This window comes from Streptomyces sp. NPDC019224, from assembly GCF_040632605.1.
In the GTDB taxonomy this organism is placed as follows: Bacteria; Actinomycetota; Actinomycetes; order Streptomycetales; family Streptomycetaceae; genus Streptomyces.
In genome coordinates, this window is record NZ_JBEYCF010000045.1 from 45,041 (window position 1) to 65,371 (window position 20,331).

Annotated in this window: 16 protein-coding genes, 1 tRNA gene and 1 pseudogene; 9 read left to right on the top strand and 9 right to left on the bottom strand. The window is 68.8% G+C overall.

What is annotated here, in order from left to right:
• Window positions 1-339 precede the first annotated feature (339 nt).
• Window positions 340-2,934, bottom strand: a complete 2,595-nt coding sequence (clpB, locus tag ABZ564_RS24935) for an ATP-dependent chaperone ClpB (protein WP_360860573.1) — start codon at window positions 2,932-2,934, stop codon at window positions 340-342.
• A gap of 203 nt (window positions 2,935-3,137) precedes the next feature.
• On the opposite strand from clpB, the gene ABZ564_RS24940 reads away from it, so the two are divergent.
• Window positions 3,138-3,542 (top strand): TIGR03618 family F420-dependent PPOX class oxidoreductase, encoded by a 405-nt coding sequence (locus ABZ564_RS24940; protein ID WP_360860576.1) that lies wholly within the window; start codon window positions 3,138-3,140, stop codon window positions 3,540-3,542.
• A 104-nt stretch (window positions 3,543-3,646) separates the two neighbouring features.
• Here the strand turns inward: ABZ564_RS24940 and ABZ564_RS24945 are convergent, their stop codons facing one another.
• Both ABZ564_RS24945 and ABZ564_RS24950 read right to left on the bottom strand, forming a co-directional pair.
• On the bottom strand, window positions 3,647-3,967 hold the full coding sequence (locus tag ABZ564_RS24945) for a hypothetical protein (RefSeq protein ID WP_018522262.1): 321 nt from the start codon (window positions 3,965-3,967) through the stop codon (window positions 3,647-3,649).
• A 1-nt stretch (window position 3,968) separates the two neighbouring features.
• A complete protein-coding gene (locus ABZ564_RS24950) occupies window positions 3,969-4,226 on the bottom strand; it encodes a hypothetical protein (RefSeq protein ID WP_360860579.1) in 258 nt (85 codons plus the stop codon).
• A gap of 110 nt (window positions 4,227-4,336) precedes the next feature.
• Between ABZ564_RS24950 and ABZ564_RS24955 the strand changes: the two genes are divergently transcribed.
• On the top strand, window positions 4,337-5,320 hold the full coding sequence (locus ABZ564_RS24955; protein ID WP_360860582.1) for a helix-turn-helix transcriptional regulator: 984 nt from the start codon (window positions 4,337-4,339) through the stop codon (window positions 5,318-5,320).
• A 105-nt stretch (window positions 5,321-5,425) separates the two neighbouring features.
• Here ABZ564_RS24955 and ABZ564_RS24960 read toward each other — a convergent pair whose 3' ends face one another.
• From ABZ564_RS24960 to dnaK, 4 genes are all read right to left on the bottom strand, one after another.
• Window positions 5,426-5,872, bottom strand: coding sequence for a helix-turn-helix domain-containing protein (locus tag ABZ564_RS24960; protein ID WP_360860585.1), 447 nt, complete (start codon window positions 5,870-5,872; stop codon window positions 5,426-5,428).
• Between the two features lies 1 nt (window position 5,873).
• Window positions 5,874-7,049, bottom strand: coding sequence for a molecular chaperone DnaJ (gene dnaJ / locus ABZ564_RS24965; protein WP_360860588.1), 1,176 nt, complete (start codon window positions 7,047-7,049; stop codon window positions 5,874-5,876).
• Window positions 7,050-7,181: 132 nt separating this feature from the next.
• Window positions 7,182-7,832 carry a nucleotide exchange factor GrpE gene (gene grpE / locus ABZ564_RS24970; RefSeq protein ID WP_360860591.1) on the bottom strand — a complete coding sequence of 217 codons (651 nt, stop codon included), beginning with the start codon at window positions 7,830-7,832 and terminating at the stop codon, window positions 7,182-7,184.
• Window positions 7,829-9,688, bottom strand: coding sequence for a molecular chaperone DnaK (gene dnaK / locus ABZ564_RS24975; protein ID WP_360860594.1), 1,860 nt, complete (start codon window positions 9,686-9,688; stop codon window positions 7,829-7,831). Before dnaK ends, grpE begins: the two co-directional genes overlap by 4 nt.
• A 249-nt stretch (window positions 9,689-9,937) precedes the next feature.
• Here dnaK and ABZ564_RS24980 point away from each other — a divergent pair, with 249 nt between their 5' ends.
• The 3 genes from ABZ564_RS24980 to ABZ564_RS24990 all read left to right on the top strand — a co-directional run bounded on the left by ABZ564_RS24980 (window position 9,938) and on the right by ABZ564_RS24990 (window position 14,149).
• Window positions 9,938-10,609: a sugar transferase gene (locus ABZ564_RS24980; protein WP_360860597.1), complete on the top strand. Its 672-nt coding sequence runs from the start codon at window positions 9,938-9,940 to the stop codon at window positions 10,607-10,609.
• A gap of 138 nt (window positions 10,610-10,747) precedes the next feature.
• Window positions 10,748-13,015: a (Fe-S)-binding protein gene (locus ABZ564_RS24985; RefSeq protein WP_360860599.1), complete on the top strand. Its 2,268-nt coding sequence runs from the start codon at window positions 10,748-10,750 to the stop codon at window positions 13,013-13,015.
• Between the two features lie 195 nt (window positions 13,016-13,210).
• Entirely contained in the window at window positions 13,211-14,149 is a 939-nt protein-coding gene (locus ABZ564_RS24990; RefSeq protein ID WP_360860602.1) for a Yip1 family protein, read from the top strand.
• 56 nt (window positions 14,150-14,205) lie between these two features.
• Here the strand turns inward: ABZ564_RS24990 and ABZ564_RS24995 are convergent, their stop codons facing one another.
• Together ABZ564_RS24995 and dcd are read right to left on the bottom strand one after the other, a co-directional pair.
• Complete coding sequence (locus ABZ564_RS24995; protein ID WP_360860605.1) at window positions 14,206-14,706, bottom strand: phosphoribosyltransferase; 501 nt, start codon at window positions 14,704-14,706, stop codon at window positions 14,206-14,208.
• Window positions 14,707-14,713: 7 nt separating this feature from the next.
• A complete protein-coding gene (gene dcd / locus ABZ564_RS25000) occupies window positions 14,714-15,289 on the bottom strand; it encodes a dCTP deaminase (protein WP_136326616.1) in 576 nt (191 codons plus the stop codon).
• Window positions 15,290-15,765: 476 nt separating this feature from the next.
• On the opposite strand from dcd, the gene ABZ564_RS25005 reads away from it, so the two are divergent.
• The 4 genes and pseudogenes from ABZ564_RS25005 to ABZ564_RS25020 all read left to right on the top strand — a co-directional run.
• A tRNA-Gly gene (locus ABZ564_RS25005) sits at window positions 15,766-15,836 on the top strand.
• A gap of 234 nt (window positions 15,837-16,070) precedes the next feature.
• Window positions 16,071-16,520, top strand: coding sequence for a hypothetical protein (locus ABZ564_RS25010; protein WP_360860608.1), 450 nt, complete (start codon window positions 16,071-16,073; stop codon window positions 16,518-16,520).
• Window positions 16,517-17,167, top strand: coding sequence for a hypothetical protein (locus ABZ564_RS25015; protein ID WP_360860611.1), 651 nt, complete (start codon window positions 16,517-16,519; stop codon window positions 17,165-17,167). The genes ABZ564_RS25010 and ABZ564_RS25015 overlap by 4 nt, the downstream gene beginning before the upstream one ends.
• A gap of 3 nt (window positions 17,168-17,170) precedes the next feature.
• Window positions 17,171-20,166, top strand: a pseudogene (locus ABZ564_RS25020) (putative T7SS-secreted protein); the annotation flags it as partial.
• Window positions 20,167-20,331: the final 165 nt, after the last annotated feature.

Sequence of the window (20,331 nt, forward strand, 5' to 3'; positions counted from 1 at the left end):
GGCAGGTGGCCGCAGGTGAAGCGCGGTGTCCTGTTTATGCTCCCGGCCCGGACCGGACGGCATACCTTCATGCCCCGAACTCCCTTGCCAGAAGCGGCGTACGGGGGTCGCGGCAGCTTCCGGGAAGGAGTCCACGCACGGAGGGCCGGGCAGAATATTTGGCGCGATACCGATGTTGGGGAACGGGTCGCACCGGGTGGGAGACGTCTCTCCGTTCTTCCGGAATCACCGTATTCTCCGCGTCCGCGAACCGGCGGCGGATCTGCCCCTCGCGCAGGGGAATGTGACACCCGGACCCGCGGGTGTCACATTCCGGCCGGCGGCCCCTGGCGCGCTTTCTCAGACCGCCGGACCGACGAGCAGGCCGTCACCGGCCCGGTCGACGCGGACCGTGTCGCCGTCCTTGATCTCGCCCGCCAGGATCTCCTTCGCGAGCCGGTCGCCGATCGCCGTCTGGATGAGGCGGCGCAGCGGCCGGGCTCCGTACGCCGGGTCGTTGCCCTCCTCGGCCAGCCAGGCCAGCGCCTCCGGGGTGACGTCCAGGGTGAGCCTGCGGTCGGCCAGGCGCTTGGCGAGCCGGCCGATCTGGAGGCCCGCGATGTGCGCCAGCTCGTCGCCGGACAGGGCGGAGAAGACCACCAGGTCGTCGAGCCGGTTGAGGAATTCCGGCTTGAAGGAGGCCCGTACGACCTCCAGGACCTGCCGCTTCTTCTCCTCCGGTTTGGTGAGGGGATCGGTCAGGAACTGACTGCCGAGGTTGGACGTCAGGATCAGGATGGTGTTCCGGAAGTCCACCGTCCGGCCCTGTCCGTCGGTGAGCCGGCCGTCGTCGAGCACCTGGAGCAGGATGTCGAAGACCTCGGGGTGGGCCTTCTCGACCTCGTCCAGCAGGACGACGGTGTACGGGCGGCGGCGGACCGCCTCCGTGAGCTGGCCGCCCTCCTCGTAACCGACGTATCCGGGCGGGGCGCCGACGAGGCGGGCGACGCTGTGCTTCTCGCTGTACTCGCTCATGTCGATGCGGACCATGGCCCGCTCGTCGTCGAAGAGGAAGTCCGCGAGGGCCTTCGCCAGCTCGGTCTTGCCGACCCCGGTCGGGCCGAGGAACAGGAACGAGCCGGTGGGGCGGTCGGGGTCGGCGATGCCGGCGCGGCTGCGGCGTACCGCGTCCGAGACGGCCTGCACGGCCTCGGTCTGCCCGATCAGGCGCTTGCCGAGTTCCGACTCCATGCGCAGCAGCTTCTGCGTCTCGCCCTCCAGGAGGCGGCCGGCCGGGATGCCGGTCCAGGCGCCGACGACGTCGGCGATGTCGTCCGGCCCGACCTCTTCCTTGACCAGGGTCTCCTTGGGCTCGCGGGCGGCCTCCTGCTCGGCCTCGTCGGCCTCGGCCAGTTCGCGTTCCAGGGCGGGGATCTCCCCGTACAGCAGCTTGGACGCGGTGTCGAAGTCGCCGTCGCGCTGGGCGCGTTCGGCCTGGCCGCGCAGGTCGTCGAGGCGTTCCTTGAGCTCACCGACGCGGTTGAGGCCCTGCTTCTCCTTCTCCCAGCGGGCGTTGAGGCCGCGCAGCTCCTCCTCCTTGTCGGCGAGGTCGCGGCGCAGCTTCTCCAGGCGCTGCTTGGAGGCGGCGTCGGCCTCGTTCCTGAGGGCCAGCTCCTCCATGTGCAACCGGTCGACGGAACGCTGGAGTTCGTCGATCTCGACGGGCGAGGAGTCGATCTCCATGCGGAGCCGGGAGGCCGCCTCGTCGACGAGGTCGATGGCCTTGTCGGGGAGGAAGCGGGAGGTGATGTACCGGTCGGACAGGGTCGCGGCGGCGACCAGGGCCGCGTCCGCGATCTGCACCTTGTGGTGGGCCTCGTAACGGCCCTTGAGGCCGCGCAGGATCGCGATGGTGTCCTCGACGGACGGCTCCGCCACCAGGACCTGCTGGAAGCGGCGCTCCAGGGCGGGGTCCTTCTCGATCCGCTCGCGGTACTCGTCGAGCGTGGTCGCGCCGACCATCCGCAGCTCGCCGCGGGCCAGCATCGGCTTGAGCATGTTGCCCGCGTCCATCGCGGAGTCGCCGCCGGCGCCCGCGCCCACGACGGTGTGCAGCTCGTCGATGAACGTGATGATCCGGCCGTCGCTCTCCTTGATCTCGGAGAGGACGGTCTTCAGGCGCTCCTCGAACTCGCCGCGGTACTTCGCGCCCGCGACCATGGCGCCCAGGTCGAGCGAGACGAGCCGCTTGTCCTTCAGGGACTCGGGAACGTCGCCCTTGACGATGCGCTGGGCGAGCCCCTCGACGACGGCGGTCTTGCCGACGCCGGGCTCACCGATGAGCACCGGGTTGTTCTTGGTGCGCCGCGAGAGCACCTGGACGACGCGGCGGATCTCCTGGTCGCGCCCGATGACCGGGTCGAGCCTGCCCTCGCGCGCGGCGGCGGTGAAGTCGGTACCGAATTTCTCCAGGGCCTTGTACTGGCCCTCCGGGTCGGGAGTGGTCACCCGGCGCCCTCCCCTGCTCTTCTCGAACGCGTCCAGCAGCCTCTTCGCGCCGGCCCCCTGTCCGTCGAGGATCTCACCGGCGCGGCCGCCCTTCGCGGCGATCCCGATCAGCAGGTGCTCGGTGGAGACGTAGTCGTCGCCGAGCTCCTTGGCGCGCTGGGCGGCGTCCGCGATGACGGCGAGCAGCTCGCGGTTGGGCTGGGGCGGTGCGACGGTCGCCCCGGTCACGCTGGGCTGCGCGGCCAGGAGGCGTTCGGTCTCGGTGCGTACGGCGATCTGGTCGGCCTCGACGGCGGCCAGCAGATCGACGAGGTTCTCGTTGTCCTCACCCGAGAGCAGCGCGAGCAGCAGGTGCCCCGGGGTCAGATCCGGGTGCCCGTCCTTCACGGCCCTGCTGGTGGCCGCGTTGATGGCGTCCCGGCTCCTGTTGGTCAGCTCGGCGTCCACGTGCGCTGTCTCCTCCTTGCGATGACGAGTCCGTCCTCACTACTGACACGGTCAACGTGCACAAAGTTGAGTCTATTCCACTCAAGGTCGATCGCGGCCGGAGTTGAGCGCTTTCCACCCAAGGCGAACGCGGCCACGCCCCCTCCTCCGAGTGAACCGGCCGCCGCGGGCACCCGCCACCGCGCCCCGCCTACGCTGGGGCCATGGCAGTCGACGTACACCAGCCCGGCCCCGAGTACCTCGCGTTCTGGCGCGAGAACCACGTATGCACGCTCACCACGGTCCGCCCGGACGGCACCCCGCACGTGGTGCCGGTCTGCGTGACGTACGACCCCGAGGCCGGCCTCGCCCGGGTGATCACCAACAAGCACAGCCGCAAGGTCGCCAACATCCTGGCCGCGGGTCCGGACGGCGCCCGCGTCGCGGCGTGCCAGGTGCACCGCCGCCGCTGGGCGACCCTGGAGGGCGTGGCCCGGATCAGCACGGACCCGGAGAGGGTCGCGGAGGCCGTACGCCGCCACACCGAGCGCTACGACCGGGTGCCCTCCCCCAACCCCGACCGGGTCGTCATCGAGATCACCCTGGACCGGGCGCTCGGACGCGGCTGAGCGCGGGTGCCCGGACACAGCACAACGGCACCACCGTGTTCAGGTCACGGTGGTGCCGTTGTGTGGGGGAAGTGACTGAGCGACGTGGAACGACGGGGGATCGCTCAGGCACTGCGGGGGGTGGCGGAAATGGCTTCTGGTTCGAACAGCTGATGGTCGCGCTGCGCGAGATTCACAAAGATCATGTCGTACCGGATGGCACAGCGCACCGGCTGCGGCGCGCCCCGCGGCTTGCGCAGGCAGCGGTAGGCGCGGACCTCGCCGTCGTCCTCGCGGGCGACGACGACCGGGTCGCCGAACAGAGTGACCATCAACGAGTCACCACGGTGGGGCAGCGCCGTGACGAGATCGATGAAATGCCACCCTGACCGGTAGGCAGTCGCCATCTCACGCCGGAAGGTCCGGTCGTCCGGCGGGGTGGTCATGTCAGGCGCCCGCCTGGCTCAGCGCCGCGTTCCAGCTGATCTCATTCGGTGCGACCGTTATCGGGGAGAGCCAGCTGATCTCACCGGATGAGTCAACAGCCTCGACGCTCCAGCTGATCTCACTGGGGCCGGTGGTCTTCTCGGCACCCGTACTGATCTCGCCGACGCCACCCAGAACGCCGTAGCCCAGGCCAGCGACGAACGAGGCGGCAAGCGCCGAGCGAAGCATTCGCTTATACATAGTCAGCTTCGTCCTCACTTGTGGATTCTTCTCCCCCGCACCTAAGACGATGTCTCACCTGGGCACACGAACACCACCGAGTCGATGCATCATGTTCCTGCATGTTCAGGAACCTGGGGGGTGCAGATATGGCCACAAGTGACTCAAAGGGGACACATCACCACGGGATCACCGATCTCTGCGCCGACGGAGGGCGTCTTTACGCCAGCGCGTTGCGCTCGGGGCGCATCTCCCGGGCGGAAGCGATTTCCGCCCCCTGCCTGATGGACTTCGCCCTCCTCCAGCCTGACCCCGACGACCCGGACTGGCTCCGGCCGCTTCCGCCGTCCACAGCGCTCGCCCAGCGTCTTCATCCCATCGAACGCGAGATCCAGGAACGCCGGCGCCGCTCCCTCGAACTGACCGAGTCGTTCGAGCCTTTCATGGACATCAGCGCCCAGGTCCCCCCCACCACCCACGCCATCACCGTGCTGGAGGGGAAGCACCGGATCAACGCCGCCCTCGACCTGGCCACCGCGGAGTGCCGCACGGAGGTCCTCACCGTCCAGCCAGGAGGCGATCGCGGTGAAGACCGCCTCCGGGAAGGTCTGGAGCGCGCTCTGCTGGTGGTTCACCGGGGAGTGAGCATGCGCACCCTCTACCAGCACACCGTCCGGCACAGCCAGGGGACGCTCGCCTACGCCGAACGACTGGCCGACGGCAAGGTGGAGATCCGCACCCTCGAAGAACTCATCGCCCGGCTGATCGTCTTCGACCGGACAGTAGCCTTCATTCCCGCGAGAAGCGACGACCAGGTCGCCCTGGAGTTGCGCCACCCCGGACTGGTCGAGTACCTGATCAAGGTCTTCGAACAGCTCTGGAGCCGCGCGTCCCCCCTCCTGGGCGAGCTTCCGTACACCCCGGCCCCCAAAGGCATCAGCGGGGTGCAGCGCTCCATCGCACAACTCCTCGTAGAGGGACACGTGGACGAGGCCATAGCCCGCCGCCTGGGCATGAACGTCCGCACCTGCCGCGCCCATGTGGCCAAGCTGTCCGTCGTCCTCGGCAGCAACAGCCGCGCCCAGCTCGGCTATCTGATCGCCCGGTCAGGAATCCTCGATCAGGACTCCTGACCGCTTCGGCCCGGAAGCCCCGTACCGCGGCACACGGCGACGCGGCCCGCCACCCCGGAGACAACACCGGGGCGACGGGCCGCGTGAGCGAGGAGTGCGGGGCGCTCAGTCCTTCGGGCGCTTGGGGCGCCAGACCACCAGGGCGCTCGTCTGCTGCACGTCCTGGTACGGGACCAGGTCGCGCCGGTACGAGGCGTGGACCTGGGCCTCGCGCTGCCGCATCGCCGCCGCGGCCCCGTCCACGGCCGCCGAGAGTTCGGCGACGCGCTGCTGGAGCGCCGCGACCTGGTTCTCCAGCTCGATGATGCGCTTGATGCCGGCGAGGTTGATGCCCTCGTCCTGCGACAGCTGCTGCACCGTACGCAGCAGCTCGATGTCGCGGGCCGAGTAGCGCCTGCCGCGCCCGGCCGTGCGGTCGGGGGAGACCAGCCCGAGGCGGTCGTACTGGCGCAGTGTCTGCGGGTGCAGGCCCGAGAGCTGGGCCGCGACCGAGATCACGTACACCGGGGACTCGTCGGTCAGTTCGTACGGATTGCGCCGTCGGCCGTCCACCTCAAGCTCCCTTCGCCGCCTGGAACAGCTCCGCCCGCGGGTCCTGGTCCGCGGTCGCCTCGCGGTAGGCCTCCAGCGCGTCCCTGGCCTCGGCACCGAGGTCGGTGGGCACGGCCACCTCGACGGTGACCAGGAGGTCGCCCCGGGTGCCGTCCTTGCGGACGGCGCCCTTGCCGCGGGCCCGCATCGTACGCCCGTTCGGTGTACCGGCCGGAAGCTTCAGCGTCACGGACGGCCCGCCGAGCGTCGGCACCTTCACCTCGCCGCCGAGCGCCGCCTCCGTGAAGGTGACGGGCACCGTGACGGTGAGGTTGTCGCCCTTGCGGCCGAAGACCGGGTGGGTGTCGACGTGGACCACGACGTACAGGTCGCCGGCCGGTCCGCCGCGCTCGCCCGGCGCGCCCTTGCCGCGCAGCCGGATGCGCTGCCCGTCCGAGACGCCTGCCGGAATCCGCACCTGCATGGTCCGCGAGGAGCGGGCCCGGCCGCTGCCCTTGCAGACGTCGCAGGGATCCTGGGCGATGAGGCCGCGGCCCTTGCAGTCCACGCACGGGTCGGTGAGCGAGAAACCGCCGCCGCTGCCGCGCGAGACCTGTCCGGTGCCGACACAGGTCGGGCAGACCCTGGGGGTGCCGTTCCTGTCGCCGGTGCCGGAGCACGCCTTGCAGGGGGCCTGGCTGGACATCCTGAGCGGGACCGTGGCCCCGTCGACCGCCTCGGTGAAGCTGAGGGTCACCTCGGACTCGATGTCCTGGCCGCGCCGCGGCTGCACCCTCGTGCTGCCGCCGCCGCGGTTGAAGAGGCCGCCGAACACGTCGCCGAGGCCGCCGCCGAAGCCGCCGGCGCCCTGGCCCCCGCCCGGGGCGCCTCCGAAGAGGTCCCCCAGATCGAAGTTGAAGTTGCCCTGGGCGCCGCCGGGACCGGCGCGGAAGCCGCCGTTGCCGAAGAGGGCGCGCGCCTCGTCGTACTCCTTGCGCCTCTTGGCGTCGCCGAGGACGTCATTCGCCTCGGAGATCTCCTTGAAGCGCTCCTCCGCCTTGTCGTCGCCCTTGTTGGCGTCCGGGTGGAACTCGCGGGCGAGCTTCCGGTACGCCTTCTTGATCTCGGCGTCGGTGGCGTCCTTGGGGACGCCGAGAACCTTGTAGTAGTCCTTCTCGACGAAGTCCTTCGTACTCATCGACGTCCCTCCTTCCGGACGACCGGCCGGGAGCCCCCCGTCCGGGCGGTGCCGGGCCCGCAGGCCCTGGCACGGCCCGGACGGGGGGTCCTGGTGGCCGGGCGGTGTGCTGCCAGGTGATCGGACGGAATGTCAGACCTCCTCGCCGCCACCGCTCTCCTCGTCGTCTGTCTTCTCTTCCTTCGCGGCCGCGGGGGCCGCCCCCGGCTGGGGCTCGGCGACCGCGACCCGCGCGGGACGGATGGTGCGCTCGCCGATCCGGTACCCGGGCTGCAGGATCGCCACGCAGGTGGTCTCCGTGACGTCCGGCGCGTAGCTGTGCATCAGGGCCTCGTGGACCGTCGGGTCGAAGGGCTCGCCCTCCTTGCCGAACTGCTGGAGGCCCAGCTTCGCGACGACCGTCTCCAGCGATTCGGCCACCGACTTGAACCCGCCCACGAGCTCGCCGTGCTCCCGGGCCCGGCCGACGTCGTCGAGCACGGGCAGGAGCTCGGACAGGAGGTTCGCGACGGCGATCTCCTTGACCGTGACCCGGTCCCGCTCCACGCGGCGGCGGTAGTTCTGGTACTCGGCCTGGAGCCGCTGGAGGTCCCCGGTGCGCTCGTCGAGCGCGCTGCGGGCCTGGTCCAGCTGAGCGGTCAGGGCCGTGGTCTCGTTCGCGTCCCCGGCCGGGGCCGACGCCTCCTCCTCGGAGGGGGCGTCGGCCTTCGACTCGGCGTCGTCAGAGGTGGCGCCGGAGGGGACGTCGGGCTTCTCCTCGAAGCCCGGAGTCTCCTCGGTCACGCCGCACCGCCCTTGGAGTCCTTCTCGTCGTCGACGATCTCGGCGTCCACGACGTCGTCCTGCGCGTCGCCCTGGGCCTGCTCGGCACCCGGCTGCGCGGCACCCTGCGCGCCGCCCTCGGCCTGGGCGTTGGCGTACATCGCCTGGCCCAGCTTCTGGGAGACGGCCGCGACCTTCTCGGTGGCCGTGCGGATCTCGGCGGTGTCCTCGCCCTTGAGCTTCTCCTTCAGCTCGGTGAGCGCGGTCTCCACCTCCGTCTTCACGTCGCCGGGGACCTTGTCCTCGTTGTCCTTGAGGAACTTCTCCGTCTGGTAGACGAGCTGCTCGCCCTGGTTGCGCGACTCGGCGGCCTCGCGGCGGGCGTGGTCCTCCTCCGCGTACTTCTCGGCCTCCTCGCGCATCCGGTTGACCTCGTCCTTCGGCAGCGAGGAGCCGCCGGTGACGGTCATCTTCTGCTCCTTGCCGGTGCCGAGGTCCTTCGCGGCGACATGCATGATGCCGTTGGCGTCGATGTCGAACGCGACCTCGATCTGCGGGACACCGCGCGGGGCCGGCGGCAGACCGGTCAGCTCGAACATCCCGAGCTTCTTGTTGTACGCCGCGATCTCGCGCTCGCCCTGGTAGACCTGGATCTGCACGGACGGCTGGTTGTCCTCGGCCGTCGTGAAGATCTCGGAGCGCTTGGTCGGGATCGTGGTGTTGCGCTCGATGAGCTTGGTCATGATGCCGCCCTTGGTCTCGATGCCGAGGGACAGCGGGGTGACGTCGAGGAGCAGGACGTCCTTGACCTCACCCTTGAGGACACCGGCCTGGAGCGAGGCGCCGATGGCGACGACCTCGTCCGGGTTCACACCCTTGTTGGCCTCCTGGCCGCCGGTCAGCTCCTTGACGAGCTCGGCGACGGCCGGCATGCGGGTGGAGCCACCGACGAGAACGACGTGGTCGATCTCGGAGAGCTGGATGCCCGCGTCCTTGATGACGTTGTGGAACGGGGTCTTGCAGCGGTCCAGGAGGTCCGCGGTGAGCTGCTGGAACTGCGAGCGCGTGAGCTTCTCGTCCAGGTGCAGCGGGCCCTCGGCCGACGCCGTGATGTACGGCAGGTTGATCGAGGTCTCCGTCGAGGACGACAGCTCGATCTTCGCCTTCTCCGCGGCCTCGCGAAGACGCTGGAGAGCCATCTTGTCCTTGGACAGGTCCACGCCGTGCCCGTTGGCGAACTGCTTCACCAGGTAGTCGACGACGCGCTGGTCCCAGTCGTCACCACCGAGGTGGTTGTCACCGTTGGTTGCCTTCACCTCGACGACGCCGTCGCCGATCTCCAGGAGGGACACGTCGAAGGTGCCGCCACCGAGGTCGAAGACGAGGATCGTCTGGTCGTCCTTGTCGAGCCCGTACGCCAGCGCGGCGGCGGTCGGCTCGTTGACGATGCGCAGGACGTTCAGGCCCGCGATCTCGCCGGCCTCCTTGGTCGCCTGACGCTCGGAGTCGTTGAAGTACGCCGGGACGGTGATGACCGCGTCGGTGACCTTCTCGCCCAGGTACGACTCGGCGTCGCGCTTCAGCTTCTGCAGGATGAAGGCGCTCATCTGCTGCGGGTTGAAGCTCTTGCCGTCCAGGTCGATCTTCCAGTCAGTGCCCATGTGGCGCTTGACGGAGCGGATGGTCCTGTCGACGTTGGTCACCGCCTGGCGCTTGGCGACCTCGCCGACCAGAACCTCGCCGTTCTTCGCGAAGGCGACGACGGACGGCGTGGTCCTGGCGCCCTCTGCGTTGGTGATGACGGTGGGCTCGCCGCCTTCGAGAACGCTGACGACGGAGTTAGTCGTGCCCAGGTCGATGCCGACCGCACGTGCCATTTCGATTCCTCCAACTGACTACTTGAGTGGATCTGGCTCAAGGATGCACGACTCCCGTCACGGAGTCAACAGACCTGAGTCCCCATGACTCAACTTACGTGCACCCACCTCGCGCCACCGGCGACACCAGGCGCCTCCTGCGCCGCGCAGCCCTCCCCCATCATGGCCACATGGGATCGTTCTGTCACAAAATGCTGGGAGCAGCGCAAAACCGACATCCGATCCGCCGATTCCAGGCAGGTGCGAACGATGCGTACACAGGGACAGTGGGGAAGAGGACCCCGGCCGCGCCCCTGGCGCCCGCCACGGACCTCCCGCCCGGCGACCGCACGCGCCTCCCCGCGGGCCGCGGCCCCCACCCCCCTTCCCCGCCCGACCGCCAAACGCACCCTCGACCTGGCCCTGGGTTCGGCCCTGCTGCTCCTGGCCTCCCCCTTGCTGGCGGCCGCCGCCCTGGCGCTCGCCGTACGGGGCCGGCGCGTGACGAGCCACTCCCCCCGCACCGGGCTGCACGGCACCCCCTTCGTCCTGCGCTCCCTGCGCACCCGGTGGCTGAAGCTGGACGTGCTCTCGCGGCTGCACCACGTGGTGCGGGGCGAGCTCTCCCTCGTGGGGCCGGCGCCGCTCGCCCCGGGCGACGCACGGAACGGAACCGGCGGCGCGCGACACTGGCGGCTGGAGCTGAAGCCCGGCCTGACCGGCCTGGCCCAGGTACGGCACCGCTCGGCGATGCCGTGGGACGAGGCGGAGCTCCTGGACCAGCACTACGCCGAACACCAGGGGCTGGGGCTGGACCTGGCGATCCTCGCCGAGGCGGTACGCGTACCCCTGCGCGAGGCGGCCCACGCCCTGCCGTGGCGTGACAAGGCACACCCGAGCGACACAGATCACCGCCTGCCCGGCTACAGGACGGCGGAATAAGTGGATAGGGTCAGCACAGACTGATTAAGTTACTGCTTAGTAGTAGCGATACTCGTAGTCCCGGCGCTCACTGGAAGACGCTGTACTCGCCAGTAGACGCTGGATCGATCCCACCCTCGCAGGCCCGAGGAGCCCCCAATGCAACTCGCCGCGATCATCGTGTCGCTGGTGCTGACCGTGGTCGGCGTTGCGCTCATCGCCCGAGCCGTCGCGCAGATCTACCGGTTCGTCACGCTCGGACAGCCGGTCCCGGCCGGCGGTCGCACCGACAATCCGAAGCAGCGCACGATCACCCTGGTCAGGGAATTCCTCGGCCACACCCGGATGAACCGGTGGGGGATCGTCGGCTTCGCGCACTGGTTCGTCGCCATCGGCTTCCTGACCCTGCCGCCGACGCTGCTCCAGGCGTACGGGCAGCTCTTCAAGGCCGACTGGGTCCTGCCGGTCATCGGTGAATGGCTGCCGTTCGAGCTGTACATCGAGTTCATCGGCCTGATGACGACGGTCGGCATCCTCGTGCTGATCGCCATCCGGCTGCTGAACCTCCCGTCCCGGGCGGGCCGCAAGTCCCGCTTCGCGGGCTCGAAGGCCTGGCAGGCGTACTTCGTCGAGTACGTCATCCTCGTCATCGGCCTGGCGATCCTGACCCTGCGCGGCCTTGAGGGCGCGATCCACCACGTCGACGGCTACGAGGCCGCGTACTTCGTCTCGTACCCGCTGGTCCTCGCCTTCAAGGGACTGGCGCTCGGCACGCTGCAGAACCTCATCTACTTCACCGCGATGGTCAAGATCGGCGTCTCGCTGATCTGGATGATCACGGTCTCGCTCAACACCAACATGGGCGTCGCCTGGCACCGCTTCCTGGCCTTCCCGAACATCTGGTTCAAGCGGAACGCCGACGGCGCGGTCGCGCTGGGCGCGCTGCAGCCGATGACCACGGGCGGCGAGGAGATCGACTGGGAGGACCCGGCCGACGACGCCGTCTTCGGTGTCTCCCAGGTCGAGCAGTTCTCCTGGAAGGGCATCCTCGACTTCTCCACCTGCACCGAGTGCGGCCGCTGCCAGTCGCAGTGCCCCGCCTGGAACACGGGCAAGCCGCTCTCCCCGAAGCTCCTGATCATGTCCCTGCGCGACCACGCGCACGCCAAGGCCCCGTATCTGCTGGCCGGCGGCGGCAAGGACATGGAGGGCGAGGAGAAGGCGAGCGAGGAGCAGCTGAAGGACGTTCCCGCGGCCGCTCTCGCGGAGGCCGAGCGCCCGCTGATCGGCACGGTCGAGGAGAACGGCGTCATCGACCCCGACGTCCTCTGGTCCTGCACCACCTGCGGTGCCTGCGTGGAGCAGTGCCCGGTCGACATCGAGCACATCGACCACATCGTCGACATGCGCCGCTACCAGGTGATGATCGAGTCCGCGTTCCCGTCCGAGGCGGGGACCATGCTCAAGAACCTGGAGAAGAAGGGCAACCCCTGGGGGCTCGCCAAGAAGCAGCGCGTCGAGTGGACCAAGGAGGTCGACTTCGAGGTCCCGATCGTCGGCAAGGACGTCGAGGACCTCACCGAGGTCGACTACCTCTACTGGGTCGGCTGCGCCGGCGCCCTGGAGGACCGCGCCAAGAAGACCACCAAGGCCTTCGCGGAACTGCTGCACATCGCGGGCGTCAAGTTCGCGATCATGGGCGGCGACGAGAAGTGCACGGGCGACTCGGCCCGCCGCCTGGGCAACGAGCCGCTGTTCCAGCAGCTCGGCCAGGAGAACGTGGCGATGCTGAACATGGCCTTCGGCGAGGACGACGAGGACGACTCGACCAGGAAGGCCAAGTCCGCGAAGAAGATCGTCGCGACCTGCCCGCACTGCTTCAACACGATCGCGAACGAGTACCCGCAGCTCGGCGGCGAGTACGAGGTCATCCACCACACGCAGCTGCTCCAGCACCTCGTCGACGAGGGCAGGCTGATCCCGGTGACCCCGGTCGAGGGCCTGATCACGTACCACGACCCCTGCTACCTGGGCCGCCACAACAAGATCTACACGCCCCCGCGCGAGATCATCGCGAAGGTCCCGGGCCTGCGGAACGAGGAGATGCACCGCCACAAGGAGCGCGGCTTCTGCTGCGGCGCCGGTGGTGCCCGGATGTGGATGGAGGAGCGGATCGGCAAGCGCATCAACAACGAGCGCGTCGACGAGGCCCTCTCCCTCGACCCGGACATCGTCTCCACGGCCTGCCCGTTCTGCCTGGTCATGCTGACCGACTCGGTCAACGGCAAGAAGAACGACGGCAAGGCCAAGGAGTCCGTCCAGGTGGTGGACGTGTCCCAGCTGCTGCTCGACTCCGTGAAGACCCCGGCCGACCCCGCGGGCGACCCGGAGCCGGCGGACGAACCGGAACCGGAACCGGCGAAGTAGCCGGACCGGCGTCACGGCGCGGAGAAGCGGCCGGACCTGCCTCGGGGGCAGGACCGGCCGCTTCCGCGTTCCCCCGCGGATGCCGGGGGAAACCCCCCCGGGGTCCCCTTAGGGGATGTCACAGGTGAGCGTCAAAGGCCGGTACTTCCCCGGCCCCGGGCCCCCGTAACCGGCGGACCAGGTACGTTCGATGACGTGGCTGGATTCAGGATCGGACGCGGCCGGGACAACCGCACCCCGCAGCAAGGGCAACAGCAACCGCGGCAGCAGCCGTACGGCACTCAGGCACCGCCGCCGTACGGCCGGCAGCAATGGCCGCCGACGGGAGGGCAGGGCGCCCCGCACCACGCCGCTCCGGGCTACCCCGACGGCGGTGCGTACCGCGCCGGCGGGAACCACGGGGGCGGCTACACCGGCGGCGGCCCCGACGAGCCGGAGTACTTCGCCGACCCGTACGCGTACCCGCAGGGCCCCGCCCCCGGCGATCCGTACGCGAACAACCCCGGCCACACGCAGGCGTTCCGCATCGACGAGGAGCCGTACAGCGACGGCAACGCCTACCGCGCAGGCCACGCGCCCGCCGCGCCCATAGGACCGCGCCTGCACTGGAAGCAGCTGCTGAGCGGCATCGTGACGCGCCCCGGCCCGACGTTCTGGCAGATGCGGGACTACCCGGTCTGGGGCCCGGCCCTGGTCGTGACGTTCCTCTACGGCCTGCTGGCCCTCTTCGGCTTCGACCAGGCCCGCGACGACGCGATCCACGCCCCGGTCTCCAGCGCCGTCCCCTACGTCATCCTCACGGGCGTCTGCTTCGTGCTCGGCGGCCTGGTGCTGGGGGCGGTCACCCACACGCTGGCCCGCCAGCTCGGCGGCGACGGCGCGTGGCAGCCGACGGTGGGCCTGTCCATGCTGATCATGTCGATCACGGACATGCCGCGCCTGGTCTTCGCGATGTTCCTGGGCGGCGAGAACTCGCTGGTCGTCATCCTCGGCTGGGTCACCTGGCTGGCCGCGGCGGCGCTGCTCACCTCGATGGTGAGCAAGTCGCACGACCTGCCGTGGCCGAAGGCGCTGGGCGCTTCGGCGATCCAGCTGCTGGCGCTGGTGTCGATCCTGAAGCTGGGCACGATCTGACCACTGTGCGGCGCGTACGGAAAAAGGGCCCCGGTGACCGGGGCCCTTTCGCGTGCTCAGGAGTCGAGAACCTGCCCACTGCGCCGCACGACGGGCTTCTCCACACTCCAGGGGAAGTTGATCCAGCGGTCGGTCTTCTTCCACACGTATTCGCATTTCACGAGCGAGTGGGGCTTCTCGTAGATGACCGCGGAACGCACCTCGGAGACGTGATCGATACAGAAATCGCGCACCAGCTTCAGCGTCTTCCCGGTATCGGCGACGTCGTCGGCGATCAGCACCTTCTTGTCGGAGAAGTCGACGACATCGGGCACGGGCGCCAGCATGACGGGCATCTCCAGGGTGGCGCCCACGCCCGTGTAGAACTCCACGTTCACCAGGTGGATGTTCTTGCAGTCCAGCGCGTACGCCAGACCGCCCGCGACGAACACGCCGCCGCGCGCGATGCTCAGCACCACGTCCGGCTCGTACCCGTCCTCGGCCACGGCCTGCGCCAGCTCCCGCACGGCATGCCCGAAGCCCTCGTACGTCAGGTTCTCCCGCGCCTCGTCAGCCATCGGGCCCTCACACCTGCGTCCGGTGGAAATTCATGAAGGAGCGCGACGCGGTCGGCCCTCGCTGCCCCTGATAACGCGACCCGTACCGCTCGGAGCCGTAAGGGAACTCGGACGGAGAACTCAGCCGGAACATGCACAGCTGGCCGATCTTCATTCCCGGCCACAGCTTTATCGGCAGCGTCGCCAGATTCGACAGCTCCAGGGTGACATGCCCGGAGAAACCGGGGTCGATGAACCCGGCCGTGGAATGCGTGACGAGCCCGAGCCGGCCGAGCGAACTCTTCCCCTCCAGCCGCGACGCGAGATCGTCGGGCAGCGAGATGACCTCGTACGTCGACGCCAGCACGAACTCCCCGGGGTGCAGGATGAACGCCTCGTCCCCGTCCGGTTCGACGGTGCGGGTCAGATCCGCCTGCTCGACGGCCGGGTCGATGTGCGGATAGCGGTGGTTCTCGAACACCCGGAAATAGCGGTCGAGCCGCACGTCGATGCTCGAGGGCTGCACCATCGACGCGTCGAATGGATCAATGCGTACGCGTCCGGCGTCGATCTCGGCGCGGATGTCCTTGTCTGAGAGAAGCACCCACCGAGGATACGCAGAACGCGCGGGCCCGCCCCCATCGGGCCGCCCGCGCGCCTGTCGCCCGCCCCTTACCGCTGCTCGAACACCACGGGCACGGCATGCCGCAACCGAGCGCAACGAGGACACCGGATGAGCCGCCCGGGCCCGATCCGCTCTGCCCCGAGCTGCTGCATCGGAAACGTGGTGGTCGCGAAAACGTGCCCTTCGGCACAGCGGACGACGGTGCGCTCCATGGAGTCCATCAAGTCCCTTCCCCATCAAGCCGTGGACGAGACCGCCACATTAGGGGATGAACAGGACGCCACTCCACACGGCACTCCGACCACCCACGCTACGCCCCAACTCCCGCCCCCGACACCCACATCACCCTCCCGGGCCACCTTCCCCGCGGCCGCCTCGACGACGGCTCCGGGATGGGATCGCGATGGGGTACAGTGTCCGAGGATGCGTCGCTGGAGACAGCGTTCGACATTTTCGCGGGTGTAGTTTAATGGTAGAACATGAGCTTCCCAAGCTCAGAGCGCGAGTTCGATTCTCGTCACCCGCTCTTTCATGAAGGCCCTGGTCAATGACCGGGGCCTTTTCTTGTTTGCTCGATCCGAAGCCGGAGAGCATTTCAGCGACCGCCAGGGAGCTGCCGAACCTCCTCCGTAGCCGCTGCGCCCCCTGCCGCCCCGCACATCTCACCGATCGAAAGCAGCCACGGTCCTGGAACCGCTGATAGTGGACGGGTGTGGTGCTCTACGGTGTTCGAGGGCGATAGCGAATGCGAAGGGGGGCCATGGCTGGGGGGACAGCGCTGGCGGATCGTATAGCCGATCAGCGGGCCGGGGTGGGTGATCCGCAGGCGCTGCTGGGGGAGTTCCGGCGGGCTTTGGTGCTGGTGCCGTTGGCAGGTGGAGGGTTGTGGACCGCGGAGTTCGGCGGGGTGTGCTGGGTGTGCGGGTTCACGGACGAGGTGGCGTTTGCGCGGTTCGCGCAGGAGCGGGTCTCTGCTCATGACGCCGGGGCCGCTGGGCGGGCGTGGGAGTTCGCGGAGCTGCGGGGAGGACGGCTGCTGGACGAGGTTGTACCGGCGATGGGGGTGCCGGCGGGCGTCGCGGTGAACATCGCTGATCCTGAGGGGGCCATGTTCTTCCCGCCGGTGACGGGGATCGTGCCGGACGCGGTAGCCGTAGACGGTGAGAACGCGGTGCACCCACGAGGCAGCGACGGGGGGCGTGGGCTGTGAGCGGCGGTGGCGCGGGGGATCTGCACGTTGATCCGGGGAGTGTCCAGAAGATCACCAGTGGGCTGCGGGCGACGGTGGACGAGCTGGGGGAGATCGGTTCGGGCACCGGGGCGGCGCTGGGCAAGGGAGTGTCGGGCCTGGCAATGACCGGCATGGAGGCCGGCCATTACGGGCTGTCGGTGACCTTCGAGGACTTCTGCGAGCGATGGGAGTGGGGAGTCCGGGCGCTGGTCCAGGACGCCAACGCCATCGCGGCGAAGCTTGGCCTGTCCGCAGGGGTGCTGTGGGAGGAGGAGCGGTACATCGAGGGCACGTTGAAGATCGTGGTCAACGCGGGTGTGGGTAATCCGAACGCGTCCGAGGACGACATCGTCAGTCAGGGGTGGGGTGCTGTCCTCACCCCGGACTACCTGAGCCCGGACTACAGCGTGGAGTCGTTCGAGCGGGCCGGCGACGAGGCGAAGCAGACCTGGAAGGACACCGGACGGTCGCTGATGACCGAGGGCACCGGGGGCCTGCACAGCGACATGATGAACAACCTGCTCGGCCGCGACCAGGAGACCTTCGACCGGGACGTCGACGAAGTGTTCGGGCCCTCCCCGGAGGAGCGGGCCCGCCAACGGCAGCAGGACAACGGGGGGAACTGACCCATGGGACTCGGGGATCTTGTCAGCGATCTGACACCGGACGTCATCGAGGACGCCGTCGAGGACGGCACGAAGTGGGTCGGTGACCGGGTCGAGGACGCCGGGGACTGGACGGCCGACCGGCTGGAGGACGTGGGCTGGGACTCCGGCGCGGACTGGGTGCGTGAGCAGTCACGCTCGGTCGCGAACCGGATGGCGCCGAAGTCGAGGAGATGGACCTCGGCCAGACCGAGGACAAGAAGAAGCTGATCTACGGCAGCCCGTCCGAGATCCGCTCGACCGCCACACACCTGAAGAACCTGCAAGGTGCTCTCGACAACGTCGGCGGCGGGCTCAAGGGACTGGACGCCTCCGAACTCAAGGGCAAGACAGCGGACGCGTTCCGCGACTCGGTCTCCGTCGAGCCACCGAAGTGGTTCAAGGCCTCCGACGCCTTCGAGAAGGCCGCGGACGCGTTGGAGTCGTTCGCCGGGACAGTCGAATGGGCTCAGGGTCAGGCCCAGTTGGCGATCGACAAGTGGAACGCGGGTACCAAGGCCTCCGAGGAGGCGATGGACGCCCACAAGAAGAAGTGCGACACGTTCAACAAGGCCGTCGACACGTACAACGCCCTGCCCTCCGACAAACGCGACCCCGCCACCCTGCCGCCGAGGCCCGGTGAGTTCACCGACCCCGGCAAGGCCCGTATGGAGGAAGCCCAGCGACTCCTCACGGAAGCCCGTACGCAACGCAACACCGCAGCCGAGACCGCCCGCACCGCCGTGGCCGCCGCGCGCGACGCCGCGCCGAAGAAGCCGAGCTACGCCGAGCAGGCCATGGACGGGCTCGCCGAGACCCAGATCATGAACACGCACTTCGTCGGCGGGGTCGCCAAGGGCACGGCCGGGCTCCTCAACTTCGTACGCACTGTCAACCCGATGGACCCGTACAACGTCACACACCCCGCCGAGTACGGACTCGCGCTGAACAACACCGCCGCCGGACTCGTCCAGGTCGCCAACGACCCCTGGGGCGCCGGCAAGCAGATGGTCACCGAGTTCATGAAGGACCCCGCCGAAGGACTCGGCCGCCTCGTCCCCGACCTCGTCCTCACAGCCGCGACCGGCGGCGGCGGAGCCGCGGTCAAGGGAGCCCGCACCGCGAAGGAACTCGCCGACCTCGCACAGGACGCGAACAAAGCCCGCCGCCTCATCGACGACGCCCCCGAAGGCACCCACAACCGCACCCCCGAGGAACGCACCACCAAGGGCACCGACCCGGTCGACCTCGCCTCCGGCCGCATGTTCCTGCCCCAGACCGACGTGGTCCTGCCCGGCGTCCTACCGCTCGCCTTCACCCGCCGCGTCGAATCCGGCTACACCGCAGGCCGCTTCTTCGGCCCCTCCTGGTCCTCCACCATCGACGAACACCTGGAAATCGACGCCAACGGCGTCATCCACATCACCGACGACGGCCGCCTCATCCCCTACCCCCACCCCGCACCCGGCCTTCCCACCCGCCCGGAATCCGGCACCTCACGCAGCACCCTGGAACGCGACGCATCCGGCGACTACACGATCACCGACCCCGAAACCGGCCTCACCCGCCACTTCGACGCCCCGCCCGGAACCGACCCCGGCGAAGACGGCGCCGCCTGGCTCGGCGAGATCAGCGACCGCAACGGCAACACCATCACTTTCGACCGCACCGACGACGGCACGCCCCTGGCACTGGTCCACTCCGGCGGCTACCACCTGGAGTTGGCACTGGCAGACGGACTCGTCACAAGCCTGGCGCTGCTCACCCCCACGACGGACGAGAACGGACTCACGCCCGCCGATCCGGATGCGCCCATCTCCCTGCGCACCTACGGTTACGCCGACGGCAACCTCACCAACGTCACCAAACCATCCGGCGCCGCCCTCACCTTCGCCTACGACGAACGCCGCAGGGTCACGGCCTGGATCGATTCCAACAACAGCCGATACAGCTACGCCTACGACGACCGGGACCGCGTCGTCGCGGAGGGCGGTGAGGCGGGCCACTTCCAGCTCACCCTGGCGTACACCGAACCCGACCCGTCCACGGGCAACCGGACCACCACCCTCACCACCGCCGACGGCCGCTCCACCCATCATCTCGTCGACGGCAGGTGCCGAGTCCTGGCCACCACCGACCCATTGGGCAACACCACCCGCGACACCTTCGACGCCCGTGGGCACCGGCTGACCCACACCGACGCACTGGGACACACCACGACGTTCTCCTACGACGAGGCCGGCAGACCCGTCGGTGTCAGGCGGCCGGACGGCACCGAGCTGCGGGCTCAGCGGGACGCATCGGGCCTCATCACCACGCTCACCCATGCGGACGGCAGTCGATGGCATCAGGAATTCGATGAACGTGGCAACCGCACAGCACTGACCGACCCAACCGGCCGCACCACTTCCTACTCATACGACACCTACGGTCGGCTCGTCTCTCTCACCGAGGCGGACGGAGCTACGACCGAAGTGCTCCATGACCCCGCAGGGCTTCCGGTCCGTGTCACCGACTCGCTCGGCGCCACCACACACTTCCAATTCGACGTCTTCGGCCGCCTGGTCCACATCACGGACCCGCTGGGGTCCGAGACCGTGTGCCAGTGGACGTCTGACGGTGAGCTTGCCAGCCGTACGCACCCCGACGGCGCAACGGAATCGTGGACATATGACGGCGAGGGCAACTGCACCAGTTACACCGATCCTATGGGGCGGTCCACCCACTTCGAATACACCGACTTCGACCTGCTCACCACCCGCACAGATCCTGACGGAGCGCGCTACGCCTTCCAGCACGACAGTGAACTCCGTGTCACCCAGGTCACCAATCCTCAGGGGCTGACCTGGGCGTACACCTATGACTCCGCCGGTGAGCTCATATCGGAAACAGACTTCGACGGCCGCACCTATGCCTACACACGTGATCCAGTAGGGCAGGTAATAGCCCGTACGAACCCGCTCGGCGAGAACGTCGCTTACTAGCTGTTGTCCAACCAATCAGGTGTTTGACCTGCAGTTTTGCTGTTTGTGATCACCACGGTTCGGGGTGCAGGGTGTCGAGGTCTTCGCTCTCGAGTCCGGAGGTGCCCTCGTGCCCACGCCTGCTGCTGTGCTGAAGCGCCGACTGTGCGCGTTCGAAGCCCG